Origin of the sequence: Streptomyces sp. NPDC006691 (assembly GCF_042869955.1) — a bacterium.
Taxonomy (GTDB): domain Bacteria; phylum Actinomycetota; class Actinomycetes; order Streptomycetales; family Streptomycetaceae; genus Streptomyces.
The window spans coordinates 1-22068 of sequence record NZ_JBIAGW010000006.1; the positions used below are offsets into that span (position 1 = coordinate 1).

Consider the following 22068-nt stretch of genomic DNA (forward strand, 5'->3'; position numbering starts at 1 on the left):
GTCCGGACCCGGTAGAGCACCCCGTTGATGACCCGCCGGTGATCACTCCACCGGCCCCCACGAGCACCACCAGAAGGCAGGAACGACACCAGCCGCTCCCATTCCGCGTTCGTCAGATCCCCACGACCCATACCGCAAGCCTGACCCCAACACCCCACCCACGTCAGGAGATCCGAGAAACAGCGCCTAGGAGTTGAAGTCCTGCCGGCCCATGCGGTCAACCGTCCACTCCTCCTGCGGAAAACCGCAGGAGGCATATCGCGAAGGGCGAGGAAGGCCACCGCCGCTTCGGCGCATCGGTCGCGTCGGAGGCAGGGGGGAGCGCCGGTCGGCGCATGCGGCGAGCGCAGCCCGGATTCCCCTACCGCCCGGGCGAAGAGCGCCGCCTCGGCCGCCTCACGCCGACGGGGTCCCGGGGGCCGGCTCGGGCGTCGCCCCGGCCGCGTCATCGAGGAACCGGCGCAGCACGGTGACCTCGGCGCGGAGCCCGGCCGCCCGGTCCTGGTGTGCTGGGGAGCTCAACTGCCGCACGGCAGACAGCCGTTCGGCGATCTCGGACCGCACGATGTCCGCCATCTCCGCCTCGCTCAGTTCACGTCGTGCCGCCTCGGTGGCTCCGGCACCCACCGGCGACTCCTCCAGCGACAGGCCACGTGGTTCGGTCGCGCCGACCGGCACGGCTTCCGCGTTGTCCAGCGCGGCGAGTGTGGCCCGCAGGGCACGTACCGCGACCTTGTCGCGAGCACGCATGGCTTCCGGCAGGGCTTGGCGCATACGGGCGTGGAGTGACATACGGCCGACCCTATGTCCCGTCTCACGGGGTCGCAACGAGCAGCCCTGCTCACCCGCGGGCCGCCCGGTTCGCGATACCCCCGGGGACTTGCTCCGGTGGGCCGGTGGATGGGGAGTGTCGCCTGACGGAGCCGGTCGTTGGGCAGCGCATGCTTCTGACACGTACCGTGCTCACCACGGCGGCCGTCGCCGCTCTCGCCTCCCTGGCGTTCGTCGGCACCTCCGACGCTCTCCCCACCGCGCCGAACGCCGACGACAACTGCGCCGGGACCGGTGTGCATGTGGGGCTGTGCCAGGTCCTGGCCGAACAACATGTGCTGAGCGGCAACAACCAGCAGCTGGGCAGCCATCCCTGACGTGGCGTCAGTCATGGTGGCATCGGCCCGTCCCCGTTCTGCCGCCGGTCCCGGCCGGCCTCCGTAGCTCCTGGGTGCTCGCCGGCTTCCTCGGTAGGGTGCGTCCCATGTCAGACTCCCGACCGCGCCCCGAGCCGTTCATCCCGCACACCGCCGCCGCGGCACTCGACGACCTCCGTACCCGGCTGCGTGCGACGAGGTGGCCCGACGCCCCGGAGGACGCGGGATGGGCGCTCGGGACCGATCTCGGCTACCTCCGCGAACTCGTCGCCTACTGGGCCGACGGGTTCGACTGGTCCCAACAGGAGGCCGCGCTCGGGCGGCTTCCCCATTTCCGCGTCCCGCTCGGCGGTCTCGGGATCCACTTCGTGCACGCCCGGGCGGTGGCCCCGGCCGGACCGGTGCTGCCGCTGCTCCTCAGCCACGGCTGGCCGGACTCGTTCTGGCGCTACTCGAAGGTCATCCCGCTCCTGACCGATCCCGGCGCCCACGGCGGTGATCCCGCCGACGCGTTCGACGTGGTCGTGCCCGACATGCCGGGCTACGGGTACTCCGACCGGCCCACCGGGGCGCCCCTGGACTCCATCGCCGTCGCCGGCCTGTGGGCCGAGCTCATGGGCGTACTGGGCTACGAGCGCTTCGGGGCGTCGGGAGGCGATGTCGGCAGCCACGTCAGCCGCTACCTCGCGCTCGACCATCCCGACCGGGTCGTGGCGGTGCACCGCACCGACGCGGGCGTTCCGGTCTTCCTCGGCGATCGGACCGATCTGGCGCCGGAGGAACGTGCTTGGCTGGACAGCGTCGCGGCGTGGGGTGCGAGCGAAGGCGCCTATGGAGCCATGCACCGGACGAAGCCGCAGACCGCCGCCTTCGCCCTGACCGACTCGCCGGCCGGGCTCGCCGCGTGGATCGTCGAGAAGCTGCGGGCGTGGAGCGGCTGCGAGGGGGACATCGAGCGGAGTTTCACGAAGGACGAGATCCTCACGAACATCACGCTCTACTGGCTGACGGAGACCATCGGCTCCTCGATGCGCATGTACAGCGCCAACGCGGCCATCCCTCCGACCCAGTTGACCCGCCGGGTCGAGGTCCCGTCGGGCTTCTCGATCTTCCAGGGCGACGTGGTGCGGCCGCCTCGGGCCTGGCTGGAGCGCACGGCGAACGTCACCTACGCGACGGAGCCGGAACGCGGCGGCCACTTCGCCCCGTTCGAGGAGCCCGAACTGTACGCGGAGGAACTGCGAGCGTTCTTCCGTCTCTACCGCTGACGACTCCTGCCGCCGACGAGGACGGTCCGCACCCGAGGGGGTGGGGCCAGTGGTCGGGGGCGTACAGCCGGATGCGCATGAGCGTATGACCGGTGACTGTCTCGGCCGCCCGGTATCGGCGGCCAGGCAGCCACGCCCGGGCGCCCTCTGTCGCTCAGTAGCGATACGGCGATCGTGCTGGTCAAGCCACTCATTGATCGCTGTGACCAGCACGGCCACTTCGTAGCGACCGGCTGGTTGCCGTATTTCGCAGCGGAGGGGGCGCCGCTCAGTCACGGGCGAACCGGTCGAGCGCGGCCTGGGCCGCCTCCCCCACACCAAGGTGGCCGAGGCCGTGCCCGGCGCCCTCGATCACCACCAGCTCGCAGCCCGGCCACCCAGCGGCGAGCGCCCGCGCCGGATCGGGCGGCGAGCTGAGATCCTGTCCGCCGGTGATGAGCACTCCTGGAATCCCGGCCAACTTGCTTACACCATCGCGCAGTTGCCCGTCCTTGAGCCACGCAGCGTGGCGCCAGCAGTGGGTGACGATACGGGCGAAGGCCATGCGGAAGACGGGGTCGGCATACTCCGCATCACCGAAGTCCTCGACAAGGGGCGTTCCGGGCGCGCGGACGTGGGTGTCCTCCCAGCGGCACCAGGCGCGGGCGGCTTCCTCGCGTACCGCCGGATCGGGGTCAGCGAGCAGCCTGGCGTACGCATCGACCAGGCGCTCGCCGGCGCGGGGGCGAGCCGCCTCGCGAAAGGCGGCCCAGGCCTCGGGGAAGTACACCCGGACGCCCTCGGTGATCCAGTCCACTTCGGCACGGCTGGCCGTCGTGACCGAGAAGAGGACGAGCTCGGCGACTCGGTCCGGGTGTGCCTGCGCGTACGCCATGCCGAGCGTCGCACCCCAAGAGCCGCCGAACACGAGCCAGTTGACGATGCCGAGATGCTTCCGCAGCTGCTCCATGTCCGTGATCAGGTGGTGAGTGGTGTTGGCGGCGAGGCCGGTCTCCACTTCACCGGCGGACGGCTTGGAACGTCCGCAGCCGCGCTGGTCGAAGAGGACGACCCGGTAGCGCGCCGGGTCGAAGGAGCGGCGCCAGGAAGGCCCCGCGCCGGAGCCTGGTCCACCGTGCACCACAACTGCGGGTTTCCCGTCGGGGTTTCCGCAGACTTCCCAGTAGATGCGATCGCCGTCACCCGTTTCGAGCATGCCGTGTTCGTACGGGGCTGTCTCGGGATAGGTCATGCGGGTCAGCATGGCAGCCCGTCGGCTCCCAGACGCCGGGAGCGACTCCGTCGGCGGTGGCCCGCGCCGAGAAGAGGAGCAGGCCCGCTGCGGGGCTGGGATCACCGCGGCCCATGCAGGTCGCACCAGGGGACGTGCCAACGGCCTTCAACTGGCGCAGTGGCTACGTGATGTAGCGCTGGATCAGTCGAAGGCCGCGTCGAAGCCCGCTCAGCCGACGACGGCTACCGGGCCGTCCCAGGCGTCGCGGTCGACGGTGATGGTGTAACCGCCGCGGGATTCCTTGCTGTTGACCATGAACTGGCGGCCACGGCTGTGGTCCGTGTAGAGCTCGCTCGACCAGGGCCAGTCACTCGTCGTCGTGTTGACGTTGTCCCACTTCGCCTACCAGAGGTTGCCCGGCAGGTCCGTCCGGTCAGCAGCGGTGGCGACGGCATGGGCACTTGAGGTACTGAACCCGTAGTAACCGGCCCGGTACGTCTTGGCGCGCAGGGTCTTGGTGAAGGCGCGGCAAATTCCCCACGAGCTCGCTTCTCGTCTATCCCTTCACTTTGGCTGCCGCGGTCGTCACCCGCGCCGCCAGCTTCTTCGCCGTCGCGGCGCCGTTGTCATGGCCGGCCGTCGACAGCACCGTCACCACGGCCGTGCCGCGCCGCACCGCGATCAACGTCGAGCCGTTCTGCCAGGCCGGGTCCGTGACAGTGATGGTGTACGCCTCGTCGCCAAGACCGGGCGTGGCCGCGCCCTTGACCTTGGCCTTCGTTTTCGTGTCCCCGTCCTCGAAGGCCGGGCAGGCGGCGACCGCCTTCTTCAGGTGCTTGAGGACCGTCGAGGCGGCCGTTCCCCTGAACACGTCGACCTCCTGGGCCATCTCGGCGGACGTGTTCTTGTTCGCGTAGTCGTTCTGCGCGAACGAGACCCCGGTGTCGCCGGTGATCGCTATCCAGCTGGTACCCGCCAACTTGGCGCAGTCCGGCTTGCCCGAGGAGGCCGGGGCGCTGCTCGGCTCCTGGTACGTGGATCCCGAGTCACGGGTCGCCGACGCGTCCAGCGCATAGCCGGGGCCGAAGAATGACGCGGGCGCGAGGGCGGTCTTCAGCCGCGCACCGGTCGCGAGACCCGCGTTGGGGTCCTCGGGGGTCGCGGAGGCGCTAGGGATGGCGGGCGCGTCACCAGCCGACTTCGCAGCACCCCCGGAAGCCGAACCGCCCGAGGAACAGGCGGTCAGGGCAAGCGGGAGGGCCGCGACAGTGAGGAGAGCGGCAGATCTGAGTACGAGACGCATGGGAGTCCTTCGTGGTGCTGTAGCTCAATGGTGAACGTCGTGCGTCGCCCGATCAGCTCGACGAAACGAGGTGATGGCCGCCAAGATCAAGGAGTATGACGCCGCAGGGCGAGCAGAACAATTTGGCGTGGGGATTGGCTATGCGGAAGGTCACACGCTCGCAGCAAGGTACCGGTAGTCGGGGCATAGGGTCTTGGCCCATCGGCGAGATATGCGGATTGTCGTGATCAGCACGCGGGTGAGGTCCGAATGCACTGCCGGGCCTCGCCCGGTCGATGGCTCGATGATCGTTGACCTGATGCGCGCCAGACGCGTCCGCGGAATAGACCAGGCCTTTGGCTGGGCATAAGTCGGGAGCATCCCACTCTGCCCAGGGCGCCATCAACCACCCGCACTAAACGGCTCCGAGTCACCCCATTCCCAATAGGCAGATTCATTCCTGATCTCCCCCTCGACCGCGGCGAACAGTTGCGTTGGATCAGTCGATTCTGGAATGTCGATTGCTACATGACGATCCCCGCTCCATTCGGCAAGGAAGTCCCCGGATGAGATGGCGGAGCGCAGGGAATGACGCGCATCTTTGTACCCGACAGGAGGGCGAGGATCCGTGAAGAAAACACGAAACACACGCCTTCCTGAGCGCGATAGGATGCTGGCGACGAATCGCCCGTCGCGCAGCCCTACCCTATCACCCAGCGAAATGCCATAAGCTCGAAATGGAATGCAGCAAATCTCGAACTCGTCACCGGCCAAGGGTCGGAGCCAGACTTGCTCTTGCTCATTCTCGAACCCAAATGGGGCGAGGTCGACCACGGCCATGTAGCTGCTCGTCGGCCTCCAGACCGGCGTGTCGTGAGTAATGTAGGAAACCCCATCTACCGGATTGGCCATCTGGAACTCCGCTTCTCGACTCCAACGAAAGGTGCAGCCCGCCACAGATGCGGCGGGCCACACGACTCCTTAAGGATAGCTCCTCGGGTTCGCCACCGTTCCTTGCATGTTCGCGGGCCACCATGAAGGCGGCCATTGGCCGACGTAGTTCGGCGGCGGGTTCAGCGGGGCGGTTCTGCTCTGCTTGGAGCTATTACAGAATGTACATGCTGGCGTGGTGTTCGGATCGGTCAGGTCTCCGCCATTGATACGAGGCTCCACGTGGTCTATGGCTTGGGCGGGATTGGTTCGGCAATAGGAGCACATCGGCGTTGGCAACGCGGGGTCAGCTTGCTTGCCAATGTTGTAACCCTTGAGTAGCGACTTGGGAATGCTCTTGTATGCGCCGGGACCTCCGCTTGAACCGGACGGAATCCCGTACACCGGCTCCCCATTTACTCCGCAAACACCCGAAAGCGGCGCGTTGATGTTGTGCACGAGGACAGGCGTGGTACCGGCGAATACGTAGTACGTATGCAGACCCCCGACGGTCAGGTCGTACGTAGTGGTGTTCGCGTGGAACAGCCGCACGCCCATGACCTCGGCGGAGCCGGTCGGGGTCTGGAGGACGTCGCCCTCGTGGAGGTCCTTCGCTTCGACGAACGCCGCCTGGGTCTCGTCATAGAACGGGTGGTGGAAGGTGGTCGTGAGGTGGTCGCCCTTCGCGGTCACCTCCGACGCCGGCGCCGACCGCGGGGCCAGAGCCGCAACCGACGCCGCAGTCGTGGCCGATGTGACGGCCGGCCGCTCCACCGCTTGGGCCGGGACCGCCGTCGCGAACAGCGCCGCCGCGGCGGCCAGGCCCAGCGCTGCCTTGCGGGTCGCCTTTCTTCCCAGGGCCTTGGCCGAGGCCGAGACCGTGGTCCGTGCCTTCACCGCGACGTCGACGAAGTCGTGGTCCGTCTTCGTCACGATGACCGCCGTCACCTTGTGTGCCTGCGTACCCGTCACGCCCGGCACGGCGTTGGCCACCGTGTCGCCGACCTTGACCTGGTCGATGGCCTTCGCGGTGCCGTCAGACATGAGGACCTTTGTGCTGCCGGTGAAGCTGTGGGGCGCGCCCGTGCGGCAGCCGCCGCCCTCGCTGCTGGAGCCGGCTTCCTCGGACTGGGCCCGCGAGGACGCTGATTCCGTCGCGTCCGTCGCCGCGGTTCCCTCCGCTTCGCTCGCTCCCTTGCCGAACAGACCGCCCACGGCCTCCATGGCCTTGGGGGCGAACTTGCTCAGGAGTTTGCCGCCGAGGGAGCCGAGGGCGCCACCGACCGCACCCGAGACCGCGCCCTCTACCGCCGAGCCGGCGAATGCTCCGACACTGCAACTGGAGCCGCCGTGTTCGGCGCACTTGAAGCCCTGGTCGACCAGTGAGCCGGCGGCGCCCGCAGCTGCTGCGCAGCCGACCGTGCCGACGCCTACCGTCACCGCCTCACAGCCCATGAACACCGCCGTGGACACCACGAACGAAGTGATCGCGGCGGCATGGTGCTTGACATAGGTGGCTGCGGTCTTCACTGCCTTCACCGTCGCGTGGTATGCCGTTCTGGTCGCGTGCGCCACGGCGTGTGCGGCCTTCTTCACTGCGTGGACCACGCGTTTCGCCATCCGTTTGACCGCGTGATAGGCGGAGTGCACGGCATGCACCGCTGCCCTGTAGTAGCGGCGTACGTGCCGGGCGGCGTAGTGGTAGACCCGCCGGCTGTAGCGAACGGTGGCGCGGTAGGCGTCGCGGACGCGATGAACTACACGCCGGGCGACGTGCTTCGCCGCCTGCACGACGTGGTGAACGACCGGCGCCACGTAGGTGTTGTAGGACTCCGAGGCCCAGGAGCTGAAGGAGTTCCAGCTGCTGGAGGCGTAGGACGTGGCCGAGTCCCAGGCGTTGGAGACGCTTGAGGTGGTGTCGTGCCAGACGTCGCAGATCCAGCAGTGGCCGGAGGGGTCGGTGCCTGCCAGCGGGTTGTCGTTGACGTAGGCGAACGGGTTGGCCGCCGCCGAGTTGGGCATCGGGTTCAGCGACACCGAGTCCTTGTTGAGGAAGGTGCCGGTCGACGGGTTGTACCAGCGTGAGGCGGTGCCGACCTTTCCGGTATCCGCCTCGGTCCAGCCGGATTGGAAGCCCAGGTGCCCGATCATGCCGGCGCCCGCTGTGACCTTGCCCATGGGGTCATACGTGCTGGATCCGGCCAGGGAGGAGGCGCCGGCCGTGAACGTGCCTACCACGTCGTTGTGCGAGTCGGTCATGGCCAGGACGCCCGAAGCGGTCGTGGTGCCGCTGTTGATGCCGACCAGTGAGCCCGTCGGGTCGTAGCTGTAGGTGAACTCGCCGTCCGAGGAGATGGTGTTGCCCGCGCCGGAGTACTGGAAGGTGCGGGAGGTGTGGCCGACCGATTCGGCGTCGGTGATGTTCCGGCCGATCGCGTCCAGCGTGTAGGAGTGGGCACCGGCGGTGATCTGGTTGCCGAACGCGTCCGCGGAGTAGGTCACCTGGCCGTTGGCCGACGAGGTGTCGGAGCTCAGGGTGCCGCGTGCCGAGTAGGCATAGGTGTGTGTTCCGTCGGAGGTGAGCTGGTCACGGGCGTCATAGGTGTAGACATCGGCTCCGACCTGGGTGCGGTTGCCCGAGGCGTCGTACGCGTAGGCGACCGTTGCCGAGCCGTTGGTCCACGAGGTGAGGCGGTCGGCCTGGTCGTAGGTGTAGGTGTTGCTGGAGGCCCCCGTCACGCCGCTGGTGCTCTTCGAGGTGACGTTGCCGTTCTTGTCGTACCCGTAGGTGATCGAGGCAAGGGTTGTCGCGCCCTGCATGAGTGTGTCGCCGGTCAGGTCGTGGGCGCTGTTGTAGGTATAGGTGCGCAGTTGGCCCCCGGCCCCGTACTTGACGGAGGCGACTTCGTTCAGCTTTCCGTAGGTGTAGGTCAGTGCTGTGCCGGTCGCGGCGTCGTTGAGGGTGGACAGGCGGCCCGCCGGGTCGTAGCCGTAGGACGTGGTGCCTGCCGCGTCGCTGCGGGTCAGCGGAGCGGCGTCGTTGTCGTAGGTGAAGGTGGAGGAACCGGCCGCGCCGGAGGCGGAGAGCAGGTCGCCCCGGTCGTCGTAGGAGAAAGACTCATGGGTGGCGGCCTGGTGGTCCTTGGCGCCGGCCGTTCCCGCCTCCGCGGTGTCGGCGGTCAGCATCTGGCCGTTGTGGTCGTAGGTGAAGCTGCGGGTGGCGGTCGCGGCGTCGGCGCCCGTGCCGGACATGGTCAGGAGGTTGCCGACCTTGTCGTAGGTCATGGCGGTGGCGGCTCCGCCCGGCTGGGTGGTGGCGGTGAGCTGCCCGTCGGCGTCGTACACATGGGTGGTGGTGGAGTCGGCCGCCGAGGAGTACTGGCTGGTGGAGGGCTGGCGGACGGTCTCCTGCTGGCCGCGCGAGGTGTAGGTGTAGAGCCAGGAGTTGCCGCGTCCGTCGGTGAAGCGGGTGCGCTGTCCGGCCGCGTCGTAGCCGAAGGACGTGGTGATCGAGGTGGTGTCGGTGACCGGCTGGGTCTCCTGGGTGACGGTGCCCGCCGCGTCGTAGATGTAGTGGGTGGTGTGACCGGCCGCGTCGGTGGCGGCGATGACGTTGCCCACGCCGTCGTATACCTGGCGTTCCTGCTTCAACTGGGCGCCGGTGGCGTCGTATTGGGTCTGGACCGTCGGGTTTCCGGATGCGTCGTAGTCGGTCTGGGTCGAAGTGTTGTCCGCCAGGATCGTCTTCTGCCGGTTGCCCATGAAGTCGTAGGTGTACGACGTGGTGTTGCCCGAGGCGTCGATGACGGAGGCCAGTTCGCCCGCCCGGTTGTATCCGTAGCTGGTGGTGACACCGCCGGGGGTGGTGGTCGCCGCCAGGTTGGCGCCGTAGGGATTGCCGGTGGTGATGGCGTAGGAGTTGGTGGTGGTCAGGGTGCGGGTGGAGGGGGACCGCTCCAGGGTGGTGGTGGTGAGCTGGCGCCCCAGGTAGTCGTAGGTGGCCTGTCGGACCGCGCCGGTGCCGTCCGTCGAGGACAGCTTCTCGCCGTTGGTGTCGTAGGTGGAGTGGAGCGTCGTGCCGTCCGGCTCGGTGATCTGGGCGACGTCACCGAGCTGGTCGTACAGGTATCCGGTGGTCAGGCCGCCAGGGGTGGTCGTCGACAGTTGGTTGCCGTCGCTGTCGTACGTCCAGGTCGACGTGGCCGCGACCGGGGTCGAGGAGCCGGCCGGGGTGTAGGGCGGCAGGGTCTGGGAGACCTTGTTGCCGTTGGCGTCGTAGACCGTGGTGGTCTGGTTGCCGTTGGGGTCGACTTCTTCAACGGCCTCGCCGAAGGTGTTGAAGCCGCTGGTGGTGACCGGGCGCTGAGTGATGGGGGCGCCGCCGGACGTCTCGACCTGGACGGCGGGTGCGGTGGTGACCGCGAGGTTGCCGGCCTCGTCGTAGGAGTAGCTCGTGGTCTGGCCGTTGGCGTCGGTCATCGACGTGGGCAGGCCGCGCTTGTCGTAGGTGTAGGAGGTGGTCTGCTGGCTGGAGGAGCCCACCGTGCCGCCCGAACGGCCATTACTGTAGAGCGAGTTGACCTCGGAGCCGGTCAACGTCCGCGGGTAGACCTGGACGTTGGAGACGGAGCCGGGCAGGGCGTCGGTGACTGCGCCCGCGTACTTGCCGGCCCCGATGATCAGTGGTCCGGCGGCCTTCCACGGCGTGGTGTTGCTGCCGGTTCCGGACAGGGTGCCGTTGACGTACAGCTGGCTGGTGCCGGTGGCCACGTTGTAGACGCCGACCAGGTGGGTCCAGGTGTTGGCGGTCGGCGCGGCTGTCGAGTAGGCGGCCGGGAAACTCGGCGAGGCGGTGTCGGTGTTGGTTTGCAGCATGGCCCACAGCGGTGCGCCGGCGTGCGTGTAGTTGTACTGGAGGTAGAAGGCGCTGGCGTTCGTGCCGCTCTGGGCGACGATCGTCGTGTTGTGGGTGGGCAGCGAGGCCATGTTGACCCACGCCGAGACGGTGTAGGAGGCGCTGGTGTCGAGCACGGGGCCGTTGGTGGCGATCTGCTGCCCGTTGGTGGCATTGAAGGTCGCGGCCCCGTTGCCCCACGTCGCTCCGGTGGCGGCGGCGGTGTAGCCGGTACCGGAGGAGTCGGTGACGGTGGTACCCGTGCTCTGGTCGAGTTTCCACCAGCCGGAGGGGTGCCCGGAGGAGTCCCCGTACAGGGTCTTGCTGAGCTGGTTGCCGGCCGTGTCATAGGTGGCCGACGTGGTGCGGTCCCAGCCCGAGGAGTCGTGCTGGTTGCTGGTGGCGACCTTGTCGTCGGGCGTGTAGGAGACGGAGGTGACCCGGTTGACGCCGGTGGGGTCGACGGCGGTGCTGATGGCTCTGGAGGCAGCGTCAACCGTGTAGTTGGTGACGGTCTGGCCGTTGCCGGTGGTCTGCGAGAGGCGGTTGCCGGCCGCGTCGTACGTCATCGATTGCAGCACCGTGGAGGAGGTGCCGTCGGCGCTCTTCTTGGTCGCTTTCGCCAGGAGGCCGTTGTCGGTGTAGGTGTACGAGGTCGTCGACCCCATGGAGTCGGTGACCGACGCGAGGCGACCTGCGGGGTCGTAGGCGCGGGAGGACTCCACGAGCGCGGTCGCGGTCCTCGGGTTGACCGGGTCGCCGGTGTACATCAGTGACTGGGTCAGCAGGTGGCCGTTGTCGTCGTAGGCGTAGGCGGTGGTGGTGCCCGACTTCGACACTTCCTGGATTTTGTTGCCGGACGTGTCGTACGTGTACGTGTCGGTGCCGCCGTTGGCACCGCCGGCGTTCGCGTTGGCGTCGGTCTTGGTGGCTACGTGGTCGTACGCGTCGTAGGTCTGGGTCTCGGTGCGCGAGGAGTCGCCGCCGCTGGTGTCCTTGACGGTCTGTGAGGTGATGTTGCCGTCGATGTCGAAGACGGTGGTGGTGGCGGCCGCGTGGGTGGCGCCGGTGACCCGGTCGGTGAGTTGCGGGTCGTCCTCCTCGACGATCTGCCCGGCCTTGTCGTACACGTACGACGTCGTGAGTCCGTTGGGGAAGGTGTCGGACACCACCTTCTTGGACGTGACCCGGCCCAGACCGTCGTAACCGTACGTCGAGACCAGACCGGCCGCGTCCGTGCCGGCGGCGATGTCGCCGGTGTGCAGGTACGCCACGGAGCTGACCGCGCCACCGGGCGTGGTCGTCCGCACCGGGAGGCCCTTGGGCACATTGCCGGAGTCGGCCGCGGGGAACGCGGCGGTGCCGTCGCTGAAGGTGTTGGTGGCGGTGCGGCCGGACGGGAAGCCGGCCACCGGCGGCCCGGTGACGGCGGTCTCGTCGCCGGAGGCGTCGTAGGTGTACGAGGTCAGGTACGTCGGGTCGGTGGCTGATGCGGAACGGCCATCGCGGTGGGTGAGGACCAGGTCGTTGCGCGGGTCGGCGGTGGTGAGCTGAGCAGTTGTGTCGTCGGGGAAGTAGGTGAAGTACTCGGTGGAACAGACATTGGCCGCCTGGTCCTGGCAGGTCGCCGCGGAGACCACGTTGCCGCGCACGTCATGTCCGGTGACGGTCATGGCGCCGTTGGGGTCGGTGACGCTGTGCTCGAAGCCGCCGGTGTCGTAGCCGAACGAGGTGGTGTTGCCCAGGCCGTCGGTGTGAGTGAGTTGCCGGTTGCTGTGGCTGACGTCGTAGGTGTACGTGCTGACGGCGTTGGCCGGTGACGTGACCTTGACCGTCTCGACCGGCAGCAGCCCGGTGGAACTGAGGCCGGCCTGGAAGTGCGCGGCGGCGTCCTGCGCGGTGAGCGCGGTGCGGTAGGAGGCGGCCTCGGCGAGTGTGCCGTTGTAGTAGGCGACGGTGCCGTTGGGCAGGCCGGTCCAGCCGACGCCGGTGGTGCCGGCGCCGAGGTAGTCGGTAGTGCGGCTGCCGGAGGCGAGCGCTGCGGTGCCGGTCTTGGTGGCGGCCTGGACACCGTCCAGGTAGAGGGTCTGGCTGGTCGGCGAGGCGGAGAGCAGGACATGGTGCCACTTGCCGTCGGTCACCGTGCCCGCGGTGCCCATCTGTACAGAGCCGGAAGTGGTGTAGAAACCGCCGTACAGCTTGTTGTCGCTGCCGATCCACAGCTGGGGCGCCATGCTGGTCGGTGCGGCGCCGATGGCCGCGTTCTGCGCGTTCATCAGGATCGCGGTGCCGTGGGTGGTGTTGAACCACAGTTCGGCCGATGCGGAGGTGTCCCCGCTCTGGATGTCCGGCACCTTGACGTACGAGCCGGTGCCGTTGAAGTTCGCGGCCTTCTGGTCGCTGAAGGGGCCCGCCGCACCGAGCGTCACGGCGTTGTACGTGCCGGTGCCGCCCCGCGTCTCGTCCAGTGCGGTGGAGGCGCCGGCCGCCTCGCCCAGCCGGTAGTAGGTGGCGGGTGCGCCACCCAGGACCGCGCCCCGGTAGGTCTGGCTGGAGCCGGAGACGGTGGGCGAGCCCAGCTTCCAGGTGCCCCCGTTCTCATCGGTGAGCTGGGTGAGTGTGGTGGTCGCCGGGTCGTATGTCATGGCCGAGTGGGCCTTGCCGGACGGCCGGGTGATGGAGGACAGCAGGTTCGCCGCATGCGTGCCGTACTGGTAGAGGGCCGCGACATCGGCGGCGACCAGCGGCCGGTCGTACCAGGCGGCGTCCGCCATGGAGCCGTTGAAGTAGGTGGCGTAACCGGTCTTGTCGCTGCTGCTCTGGTGCGGCTCATCGGGCCAGTTGCCCCCGAGGAACCCCGAACCGAGCGTGTTGTACTGCTGGTTCTTGCCGAACGCGACACCGGGCTGGATGGAGACGGTGCCCGACAGGGAGCCGACCTTGGCGCTGTCAAGGTACAGCGACTGGGTGTTTCCCGCTGCCGACAGCACCACGTGGTGCCACTTGCCGTCGGTGACCGCTCCGCCGGTGCTGATCGGGGCGATGCCCGCGCTGTTCCAGAATTCAGCCTTCAACTTGCCGTCGGTGCCGACGTAGACCGTCGGTGTGTACGCGCCGGGCGAGTTGCCGGCGGTGACGGGCTGGGAGGCGTAGGAGTACAGGACGCCGGGGCCTGCGGAGGTCTTGAACCAGAGGGACAGCGCACCCGAGTCGGTGTTGTTGCCCATGTCGAACGGGAGCGTCGCGTAGGAGCTGGTGCCATTGAAGGCGGCGGAAGTGCCGGTGCCTCCGGCCATCGGGCCGGGCCCGCCGAGTGTCACGCCGCTGTACGTGGCGTTGTTGGTGCCCTGGTTCGCGATGACCGCGTCCTGGGCTGTGGTCCCGGAGGCCTCCCCCATCGGCCACAGGGCGTGGGGGCCGAGGTCGAGCGAGGCGTTCTGGTACTGCGAACCCGAGGTGTAGCCGTAGGTGGTGCACTGCGTGGTGGTCAGCGGTGCGCACACCGAGGTGAGCTGGTCTCCGTTGTAGCCATAGGTCCACGTCTGGGCACTGGTGGGGGCGGCCGGGTCGGCGAGGTCGGTGACGACGGTGGCCACGTGAGCGGCGCCGGCCCCTGACGGCGTGGCCCAGGTCAGGTTGAGCGAGCGTCCGGAGACGGCCGAGGACATCCTGGTGATGTGGCCGCCACTCCAACTCAGGTTGAGGGAGCGGCCGTTGGCGTCGGTGACCGCGGTGATGCCGTAGCCGCCGGAGCCCAGGGCCTGGGTGAAGGTGTAGGTGGTGTCGTTCTTGTCGGTCAGGGTGTAGCCGCCGGTGACCGACTTGAAGGTGGCGAAGCGGCCGGCGGGCGGCGAGAAGGTGCCGTCGCCGTTCTTTCCGTAGCCGACCTGGGAGCCGTCCGGGTAGCTGACGACGGCGGAGACCACGGCGCCCGCGGGGTTGTACTGCTCGGTGGCGCGGGAGTCGAGGATCGCGGACCAGCCGGCGCCGAACGCGCCGGTCCAGCGCGGGTCGCGGGAGTTGTAGTCGCGGGTGACGTCCAGCGAGGGGCCGACGGTGGAGATGGTGGCGTCGGTGTCCTCGGTGGTGTAGTTGCCGATGGCCGGGTCGAAGCCGTGCTCGCTGCTGTTCTGTGAGAGCCCGGAGGTCACCAGTGGCTGTGGTACCTGGATGTTCAGCGAGTACCAGGTGGCGCCGGAGTACAGCCCGGCGTCGTAGGACTGCACGGTCCAGTTGTAGCTCTGACCCCACTTGAGCTTGCCCGCCGGGACAACGTAGTCGCCGGTGGTGAGCAGTCCCGAGTCGACGATCTTGGTGTTGGTGTTGTCGTAGACCTGGAACTGGTACTTGGTGGTGGTGTTGGCGGACGAGTCCGCGCCGCCGGACCACGCGGTGAGCTCAGGCGTGGTGGTGTACGCGGTGGCATTGTTGTTGGGGTACTGCTGGTAGACCTGCGGAGGTGTCGTGCCGGTGTACGTCACCGAGATGCGCGGGGTCAGGATGCCGTCGTTGAACGAGCCGAACTGCTTCCAGTGCAGCGAGTCGTTGGTGGCCGCGTAGACAGCGAGCCCGTAGTCGGGGGTGGTGCCGTTCATCCAGCCCTGGATGGACGCGGTGGTCAGCGGCACGTCCACCCAGTCGCCCACGCTGTGGTTGGCGGCGGTATTAGCGCACGCGTTGGGCACGGACGGCGTGACGTTGCCGATGGACGCGCCGTACGACGGGCCGGGGTAGCTGGTGACACCGGTCGGTGTCCAGGCCTTGGTGACCTGGGCGACGTCGAGACGCTCCGGAGTGCAGGTGGAGGCCCACGTGTCGAAGAGCTTCAGATCGGCCGCGGTCACGGTGACCTTGGAGCCGTCCCAGCCGCTGTACCAGTGGTTGACGTAAGCGGCCGCGGAGTGTGGGCCGGAGTCGTACGAGCCGATCTTTACCGTTTGCTCGAAGGAGTGGTCGCCGGTGGCGCCCGACTCGGCGTACGTGGTGGTCCAGCCGTCGGTGATGACGGGCGGGTCGACGGTGACGGGGAAGACACGGGCCCGGTCGTGGAGCCAGACCGCGTCCAGGGTGACCTTGAGGGCCTCGTGGCCCGTGTCACCGGTCAGCTGGTACTTCACCGCGTAGGTGGTGGCGGGGTCGCCGGAGCGCGGGTCGACCTTGGAGTCGTAGGCGTAGGCGGCCGGGATCCGCTCGGCGATCCTGCCGCTCGTGTCCCGCAGCTCGATGGCGCCGTCCTTGTTCTGAACGGCGGTCAGGCCCTTGAGAGTGAGCGGGAAGGTCCAGGAGTTGGCGGCCTGCGCCGACTGCAGGACGACGGCTTCCTTGACACCGGTGGTGGTCGGCTGGACCGTCAGGTCGGTGGCAGGCAGGATGCCGCCGTAGGTGACCTTGGAACCGTCGGCCTTGCCCGCCACCGCGGTCGCGCCCTGGAGTCCGAACGACAGGGCGTGGTTGCTGTCGGTGCTGACGGAGACGACGGCGGGGTCGGTGCTGCGGGGCGCGAGGTCGATGCCGAGCGAGTTGGCACTCTCATGCAGACGTCCGTCACCGCCGGTGGTGACCCGGGTGTCAATGGGCTGCCAGTTGCCTTCGGCGTCACGGTAGTTGACGGGCTTCTGGGCGATCTGGCGAGTCGTCGTGCCGTCCGCGTTGTCGAAGACGCTCGCGGTGGCAGTGGACTTGGCGGCGTTTCGCTTGCTGGTCTTCGCGGAGAAGCCGCCGATCGCCGTGCTCGGGCCCGACTTCGAGGCCTTCACGTACGGATGGTAGGCGTCGAGTTCGCCCCTGCCCTTGCCCGGAGGCCGCCCCGCGCCCTTGCCGGCGCGGGTGGACGCGGCGCTGGCGCGGTGGCTCAGCCCGGCCGCGGTGCCGCCCTGCTGGCGGGGTATGTGCCCCCACGTCGGGTCCTGGAACCAGTCGGCGAGGGCCGACCAGGACAAGTGGGGCATGGAGAGTGCGGGCAGCGTGGCGCCGTCGGCGGAGGCCTGTTCCGTCGTCAGAACCAGAGCCATGGCGACGAACGCCACCATCGCGGTGGCACGCAGCCACCGACGACGTAGAGCATTCCACCGGGGATGGCGGCGGAAGGGGCGAGCGCGCACGGCACAGACTCCAGACAAGATGGGCACACAAAACTCACAGAGTGTGCGGGTTCCGCTTACGACTTGGAAACCCCTCAATAGCTGCTCCAGGCCTCGTATTTACTAGCCCGTGAGAATCCCTCACAGATCGTCTGGTTGCTTCCGTTTTGGCCCATCCAGATCTTTGCGAACTCAAGGTCACACCAATACCTCGTCGCTGGCGGATGTGGGTTGAACCTGACCGCGCCAGACCGTGCGGGCGGCCAGGCATCGATCCGGACCGACAGCCAACTCCGCACGTGGCGGACCAGGTGACTGTCCGACCAGCGGCTCTTCGCCATGGGGCTGCCTCGTCCGTAGACCCGAACGACTGGTGGGCGGGAGCCGGTCGACTCACCTCTAGTTCGAATCGACGGCGGATACGAGGCACGACGAGCCGCGACTGATGCCGGCATGTCTGAGCTGCGGGGGTGCCCCGAGAGGGGTCGGCCGGATACACGTATGCTGCGCGCTCGATATGCGGGCCGGTCCGTGATGGCCCGCCGGGCTCTTGGGAGGATTGCCGTGAAGGCATGGACCGGTGCGCACCGGCGCTGGGTGCTGGGCGGTGCGGCGGGACTGACAGCCGCGGCGGTCGCCGTCATTGCCCTGGTGACTTCTGGTGGCTCCGCCGATACCCGCATCCCGCCCGCACGAGCGCGCGTATACACCGAGCAGCAAGCCTGCCTCCTCACCCCGGAGAGCGGGATCGCGGAGGCGGCGGCCCGTCAAGTGTGGGGCGGCTTGCAGGATGCCTCGGCGAAGACCCACGCCAAGGTGAGCTACCTCGCCGTCGCGGGAGAGCAGAGCGCGGGTAACGCCGCGCCATACCTTGCCACCTTGGCAGCCCGCAGATGCACCGTCGTTCTGACAGTGGGCGCGGCACCCGAAGGCGCGGTAGCCCTCAACAGCGACAAATTCCCCAAGACACACTTCCTCGTCGTGGAAGACGGTACGGACACACCGCCCAGCCGGACCCCGTCCGGGCAGAACGTGAAAGCCCTCTCCCCCGCGGGAAGCACCGGCAAGGACAGCAACGTACGCAGCCGAGTGGCCTCAGCCGTCGAGAGCGCACTGCACGAATAGCCCGTGGAGGGCCGTGCAGGCGCAGCGGACGCTGTGAATCCGCGTGGGCCTGGGCAGGGCGAATCCGCGTGGGCGCGGGCAGGCAATCGCAGGCGGAAAGTGTCCTGACTGCGGGGGCGGAACCCAAGGTTTCTGTGGGTCGCAACGGGCCGGGCTGCGGTCACGACGGCGGACCCTGCGTCCACACCGCCGCTGAGATCCCGTGCCTTGTATGGCCGGTTCCGCTCTGGTGTGCGTCGCCCCCCTCCGAGAGGCTGCCGACTGGTGTCATATCCACAGAGATACGACCAGAAGGGTGGGTGGAACTCATGACAGGGAGAATCCGCAAAGCGCTGGTGGTGGCACTGGGGGCGGCAACGGCGGTCGTGATGGCGATCGGCCCGGCCCAGGCACAGGCCGCCGCCCCGTGGGCCAACTGTCCGGACGGGGCGGTCTGTCTGTACCCCGAGGGCCAGGACCCTGCCCAGTCACCCAGCCAGATTTTCTGGAGCTACGGCGCTCACAACCTGAGCGGCCAGAACAATTGGCACTGGATCCTCAACAACCAGTACGGCGGCGCCCACGCCAAGCTGTGCGACGGCTACAACGGGACCGGCTACTGCCATGGCGACATGGCACCGCAGAACGGATGGTGGGCCTACTTCACACCGATCAACTCGGTCGTGCTCTACCTGCCGTGAGCCCGGCGGGGCCGCTCGTTCGTGACGAGCAGCCCCAGGGAAGGAGGAGCCGCCTCAGGGAAGTCGGGCCACTGTAGGCCACTGCCAAGGGCAGGGCCGACGCGGACGTGTCTAGGCCGGTGTCAAGGTCGGAGTCGGTGTCGGTGTCGGAGTCGGTGTCGGCGTCCGGTCCCAGCGGCGGTCCCGATCGTCTTGGTGCTCGACCAAGTCCACTCTTCGCTGGCCCAGTTGGGGTCGAGGAGCGAGCGTTCGGTGGGCAGGCGCGGATGGCAGCTCCGGTGACGGCTGACCCTCCCCTCGGCAGCGGCGCTCCGTTAGGCTGCCTCGCATGCTGGTCGCATGGTGGGCCCTTGTCGTGGCAGCACTCTGTGGGAATCTCGTGTTCTGGATGAGTCGCCTCGGCCGTGTCCGCCGCAGGTTCATGGCCGAGCACCCAGCCGAGTGGGGTGGGATGGGCCGCCGCGAACAGAGCGCTCCGGGGCCGGAGTCCGACCGGATACTCCTGTGGCACGCCTGCACGTTCATCCTGTTGATCGCCGTCGGCGGGGTCGGGGCTGCCGCGATTTCCGGGAAGTTCTAACGCTGCCGGACCGGCACGAACGTCCGACAGATCGACCCCCGCCAAGATGGCCGCGCCGCCACCTGTTGCGGACCCGCGACGCGGGTTTCAGCGCGCAGCCGGAGACGATGGCCCGCCGGGGCTCCTGGTGAACCGGCCGGGCAGGCGACCAGAGCGGGTTGCGCTGAACAGGGCGTGATTCCCCGCTCGAACCTCGCCGCATGACAACGACAGTCGAGGCACGCCCCCGCAGCGGGCGGCTCGTGCTCAACGAGGTTCCGGAATCACCGTCCTACAGAGGCCCTGGGTAGTCCTTGGTCAGGCTGCCCGAGGTCATGAACGTGACGACATCACCGTCCGCCGACCGGTGGTGCGGTCCACGTTCAACTGCGGGCCGTGGTGGCAGCGAGCGAGGACAGTGTCGTGCCCGCTGTCGGGGAGACCAGCTGCCAAGGGCCCCAGCCGCCACCGGGCGACGTCTGGTAGATCTCCCAGGTGCGGTCGCGGTTCCATTCGCGGGCCGTCAAGTGCAGCCTGCCGTCCGGCAGTTGCTCCACCGTGCTGGGCTGGCTCAGGCCGACGTCCTGCCCGGGGACCGTGCCGGTCGACTGGACGGGGCCCCAGCCGGACGCCGCGTTCTGCTGGTGCCGCAGCTCCATCGTGCTGCCGTTCCTTGAGCCGGAGGCGAAGGCGTCGATGCTGCCGTCCCGCTCCTTGAACAGGATGACTCCGCCGTGGTACGGAGTCGGGGCGAGGCCGAACGCATCGGGCTCGCTCCAGCCTCCGGCGCTGCCGTTCTCGACGGAGTGGCAGAACGTTCCGTAGGTGGAGAACAGCAACTCGATGGCTCCGGCCGAGTTCTCCATCGCGGTGATGTAGTAGCTCTTCGGGCCCACGGTGGCCGCACTCACGCGCTGCCAGGCGCCGTACGCACCACCCGGCGTGAGCTGTTCGCGATGCCAGACGAAGGGCAGGCCCCTGGTCGCCGTCGAGTCGTAGAAGAGCTGGAACTGGGCGATCCGGCCGTCCGTGCGGCCCACCGAGACGAGACTGTCGGAGACCGGTGAGCTCGCCAGTCCTTTGGCGCCCGTGTCCGTACTGCACGCGGATGCCGTGGCGGCGGTGGCGGCCATGGCCGCGGAGACCGCGGAGGCCGTGGTTCCGGCGGGTGCCGCCTGGGCCGCCGCCGGCGCTGCCGCGACTCCCGCGCAGGCGATGGCCGCTGCGACCAGACCCCGTCCGATCACCCCGACACCCCTGTCCGGAGTACCCCTTCGTCGTATGCGCATCTACTCCCACCCCTCTCCGTATCCCCACCCGGCAGAGGAGAATCCTCCCGGCGCGGGAGGCCCACGACCAGCTCGCAACCGGCCAGCGTCACCCGCGAGAACAAGCCGCGGCGAGCGCGGCTGCGGCGGCCCGGCGCTGTCCGGCGCCATCCGACATCAACCTGTCCCCCCCCCTCTGCGTCCACGGGGAGGCGGGTCCAGGCGTGTCCACGCGGGTCCACGCCGGTCCACGCCGGTCCAGGAGGGTCCAAACGGGTCCAGGCGGTGACCACTCCACCCGCGGGACGAAGCGCAGGCCCGAATCGGTTCGGTTGTTGCGCGGCCGGGGACACCCGAACTCGGCTTCATGTATCACTTGACGTGTGTCGCGTCCGCGCGCGAATCTGGGCGTGCATGAACTGCCGTAGTGCGCAGGGGGAGATGGCCATGCCGCGCTGTGACCAGAACGGGGCCGGGCAAGCCGGCGTGTGCCCCAGGCTGGCCGGATTCACCGGCACGCACCGGCTGTCCGGGCTCACGGTCTTCAGTCGGCCCGACGGCGACCGGGCGGTCGTCGGCGTGTGCGGCGAGCTGGATCTCACCCTGGACCACCAGTTCCCGCACGCCCCGCGCCCCGGATCGGCCGCGTCCGACGACTCGACGTCGCACTGTCAACTGGATCTCGACGGCGCCGAGTTCTGTGTCTGCTCCGGCGTCGACCTCCTGCTGATCATCAAGCGGGAGGGGCTCGGCCCGCGCGAGCCCGTCCAGGACGGCTCCGCCCCGGACCACGACGAGATCCCCTCCCAGGGCCCGGACGCAACGGACCGCGGCACGGACCACCAAAGGGACCACGACGCGGATCTACGCCTCGAACTCGACCAGTTGCGACGGGCCATGCGAAGCCGGGGCACCATCGACCTGGCCCGCGGCATCCTCATGGCCGCCTTCGGCCTCAGCCAGGACGACGCCTGGAAGGTCCTCGTCTCCACGTCCCAGCACACCAACACCAAGCTGCGCAGTGTGGCCGAGCAGGTGGTCGACTCCGCCGGGGGCACGCCGCTGCCCGCATCCGTACGGAAACAACTCTCCGCGGCCGTCGCCGAGGCCCACGGCACCTCCGCCAACGCCCAAGCCCAAGCCCAGCCCCAGGCCTAGTCTCCGGACAGGGCGACGGCGAAAGTGCGGCTCACGCCGAGGGTGCCGGGGTGAGCGCGGCGGCGTACGCGTGGGAGCGGACCGTGTCGAAGAGGGTGGTGACCTCCTGCTCGGTCAGGCCCACGGAAACCGCGTCCCGCATCCACTCGGCGAGCCTGGCCCGCAGCGGGGAGTCCGGCTCGCTGTCGGGGGCGGCCAGCGACCGGGTGATGAAGGTGCCTGCGCCCTGGCGCACCTCGACCAGTCCGGACCGCTCCAGCTCGCGGTACGCCTTGAGCGTGGTGTTGGGGTTGACCTTCGTATCCGCGGCCACCTGTGCCGCGGTGGGCAGCCGGTCGCCCTCCTCCAGCGCGCCCATCCGCAGCGCCTGCTCGACCTGGTGGACGATCTGGAGATACGCGGGCACTCCGCTGCGTCGCTCTATGCGGAACACGACCATCGCACCCGCCTCCTTCCCTGCGTC

At 68.6% G+C, this 22068-nt stretch carries 14 protein-coding genes and 1 pseudogene; 6 read left to right on the forward strand and 9 right to left on the reverse strand.

Features of this window, described 5'->3' with window-relative positions:
• Both ACFYNP_RS15545 and ACFYNP_RS15550 read right to left on the reverse strand, forming a co-directional pair.
• On the reverse strand, positions 1 to 131 hold a 131-nt coding region (locus ACFYNP_RS15545; protein ID WP_388786265.1), incomplete at its 3' end, for a transposase.
• Between the two features lie 265 nt (positions 132 to 396).
• Entirely contained in the window at positions 397 to 750 is a 354-nt protein-coding gene (locus ACFYNP_RS15550; RefSeq protein ID WP_388786267.1) for a hypothetical protein, read from the reverse strand.
• A gap of 191 nt (positions 751 to 941) precedes the next feature.
• On the opposite strand from ACFYNP_RS15550, the gene ACFYNP_RS15555 reads away from it, so the two are divergent.
• On the forward strand, positions 942 to 1148 hold the full coding sequence (locus ACFYNP_RS15555; protein WP_388409148.1) for a hypothetical protein: 207 nt from the start codon (positions 942 to 944) through the stop codon (positions 1146 to 1148).
• Between the two features lie 107 nt (positions 1149 to 1255).
• On the forward strand, positions 1256 to 2416 hold the full coding sequence (locus ACFYNP_RS15560; RefSeq protein ID WP_388785822.1) for an epoxide hydrolase family protein: 1161 nt from the start codon (positions 1256 to 1258) through the stop codon (positions 2414 to 2416).
• Positions 2417 to 2684: 268 nt separating this feature from the next.
• Here ACFYNP_RS15560 and pip read toward each other — a convergent pair whose 3' ends face one another.
• The 5 genes and pseudogenes from pip to ACFYNP_RS15585 form a co-directional block, all read right to left on the reverse strand.
• Positions 2685 to 3647 carry a prolyl aminopeptidase gene (pip, locus tag ACFYNP_RS15565; RefSeq protein WP_388785823.1) on the reverse strand — a complete coding sequence of 321 codons (963 nt, stop codon included), beginning with the start codon at positions 3645 to 3647 and terminating at the stop codon, positions 2685 to 2687.
• A gap of 210 nt (positions 3648 to 3857) precedes the next feature.
• Positions 3858 to 4157, reverse strand: a pseudogene (locus ACFYNP_RS15570) (glycoside hydrolase domain-containing protein); the annotation flags it as partial.
• Positions 4158 to 4185: 28 nt separating this feature from the next.
• A complete protein-coding gene (locus ACFYNP_RS15575) occupies positions 4186 to 4932 on the reverse strand; it encodes a hypothetical protein (RefSeq protein ID WP_388785825.1) in 747 nt (248 codons plus the stop codon).
• Between the two features lie 381 nt (positions 4933 to 5313).
• Complete coding sequence (locus ACFYNP_RS15580) at positions 5314 to 5823, reverse strand: DUF4265 domain-containing protein (protein WP_388785827.1); 510 nt, start codon at positions 5821 to 5823, stop codon at positions 5314 to 5316.
• Between the two features lie 69 nt (positions 5824 to 5892).
• Entirely contained in the window at positions 5893 to 16746 is a 10854-nt protein-coding gene (locus ACFYNP_RS15585; protein WP_388785829.1) for a LamG-like jellyroll fold domain-containing protein, read from the reverse strand.
• A 633-nt stretch (positions 16747 to 17379) separates the two neighbouring features.
• Between ACFYNP_RS15585 and ACFYNP_RS15590 the strand changes: the two genes are divergently transcribed.
• The 3 genes from ACFYNP_RS15590 to ACFYNP_RS15600 all read left to right on the forward strand — a co-directional run bounded on the left by ACFYNP_RS15590 (position 17380) and on the right by ACFYNP_RS15600 (position 19200).
• The gene (locus tag ACFYNP_RS15590; protein WP_388409169.1) at positions 17380 to 17940 is read left to right on the forward strand and encodes a hypothetical protein; all 561 of its coding nucleotides are present in this window, start codon (positions 17380 to 17382) and stop codon (positions 17938 to 17940) included.
• A 308-nt stretch (positions 17941 to 18248) separates the two neighbouring features.
• The gene (locus ACFYNP_RS15595) at positions 18249 to 18620 is read left to right on the forward strand and encodes a hypothetical protein (RefSeq protein WP_388409171.1); all 372 of its coding nucleotides are present in this window, start codon (positions 18249 to 18251) and stop codon (positions 18618 to 18620) included.
• Positions 18621 to 19041: 421 nt separating this feature from the next.
• Positions 19042 to 19200, forward strand: coding sequence for a hypothetical protein (locus ACFYNP_RS15600; protein WP_388409172.1), 159 nt, complete (start codon positions 19042 to 19044; stop codon positions 19198 to 19200).
• Between the two features lie 362 nt (positions 19201 to 19562).
• On the opposite strand, the gene ACFYNP_RS15605 is transcribed toward ACFYNP_RS15600, so the two are convergent.
• Complete coding sequence (locus ACFYNP_RS15605; RefSeq protein WP_388785831.1) at positions 19563 to 20426, reverse strand: hypothetical protein; 864 nt, start codon at positions 20424 to 20426, stop codon at positions 19563 to 19565.
• Between the two features lie 435 nt (positions 20427 to 20861).
• Here ACFYNP_RS15605 and ACFYNP_RS15610 point away from each other — a divergent pair, with 435 nt between their 5' ends.
• A complete protein-coding gene (locus ACFYNP_RS15610) occupies positions 20862 to 21605 on the forward strand; it encodes an ANTAR domain-containing protein (protein WP_388785832.1) in 744 nt (247 codons plus the stop codon).
• A 31-nt stretch (positions 21606 to 21636) separates the two neighbouring features.
• Here the strand turns inward: ACFYNP_RS15610 and ACFYNP_RS15615 are convergent, their stop codons facing one another.
• Positions 21637 to 22044: a GntR family transcriptional regulator gene (locus tag ACFYNP_RS15615; protein ID WP_388409179.1), complete on the reverse strand. Its 408-nt coding sequence runs from the start codon at positions 22042 to 22044 to the stop codon at positions 21637 to 21639.
• Between the last annotated feature and the right edge of the window lie 24 nt (positions 22045 to 22068).

Coding starts and splice junctions, on each gene's coding strand:
- ACFYNP_RS15550 (WP_388786267.1), bottom strand. CDS start 750: ATGCGTGCTCGCGACAAGGTCGCGGTACGTGCCCTGCGGGCCACACTC.
- ACFYNP_RS15555 (WP_388409148.1), top strand. CDS start 942: ATGCTTCTGACACGTACCGTGCTCACCACGGCGGCCGTCGCCGCTCTC.
- ACFYNP_RS15560 (WP_388785822.1), top strand. CDS start 1,256: ATGTCAGACTCCCGACCGCGCCCCGAGCCGTTCATCCCGCACACCGCC.
- pip (WP_388785823.1), bottom strand. CDS start 3,647: ATGACCTATCCCGAGACAGCCCCGTACGAACACGGCATGCTCGAAACG.
- ACFYNP_RS15575 (WP_388785825.1), bottom strand. CDS start 4,932: ATGCGTCTCGTACTCAGATCTGCCGCTCTCCTCACTGTCGCGGCCCTC.
- ACFYNP_RS15580 (WP_388785827.1), bottom strand. CDS start 5,823: ATGGCCAATCCGGTAGATGGGGTTTCCTACATTACTCACGACACGCCG.
- ACFYNP_RS15585 (WP_388785829.1), bottom strand. CDS start 16,746: ATGGCTCTGGTTCTGACGACGGAACAGGCCTCCGCCGACGGCGCCACG.
- ACFYNP_RS15595 (WP_388409171.1), top strand. CDS start 18,249: ATGACAGGGAGAATCCGCAAAGCGCTGGTGGTGGCACTGGGGGCGGCA.
- ACFYNP_RS15600 (WP_388409172.1), top strand. CDS start 19,042: ATGGCCGAGCACCCAGCCGAGTGGGGTGGGATGGGCCGCCGCGAACAG.
- ACFYNP_RS15610 (WP_388785832.1), top strand. CDS start 20,862: ATGAACTGCCGTAGTGCGCAGGGGGAGATGGCCATGCCGCGCTGTGAC.
- ACFYNP_RS15615 (WP_388409179.1), bottom strand. CDS start 22,044: ATGGTCGTGTTCCGCATAGAGCGACGCAGCGGAGTGCCCGCGTATCTC.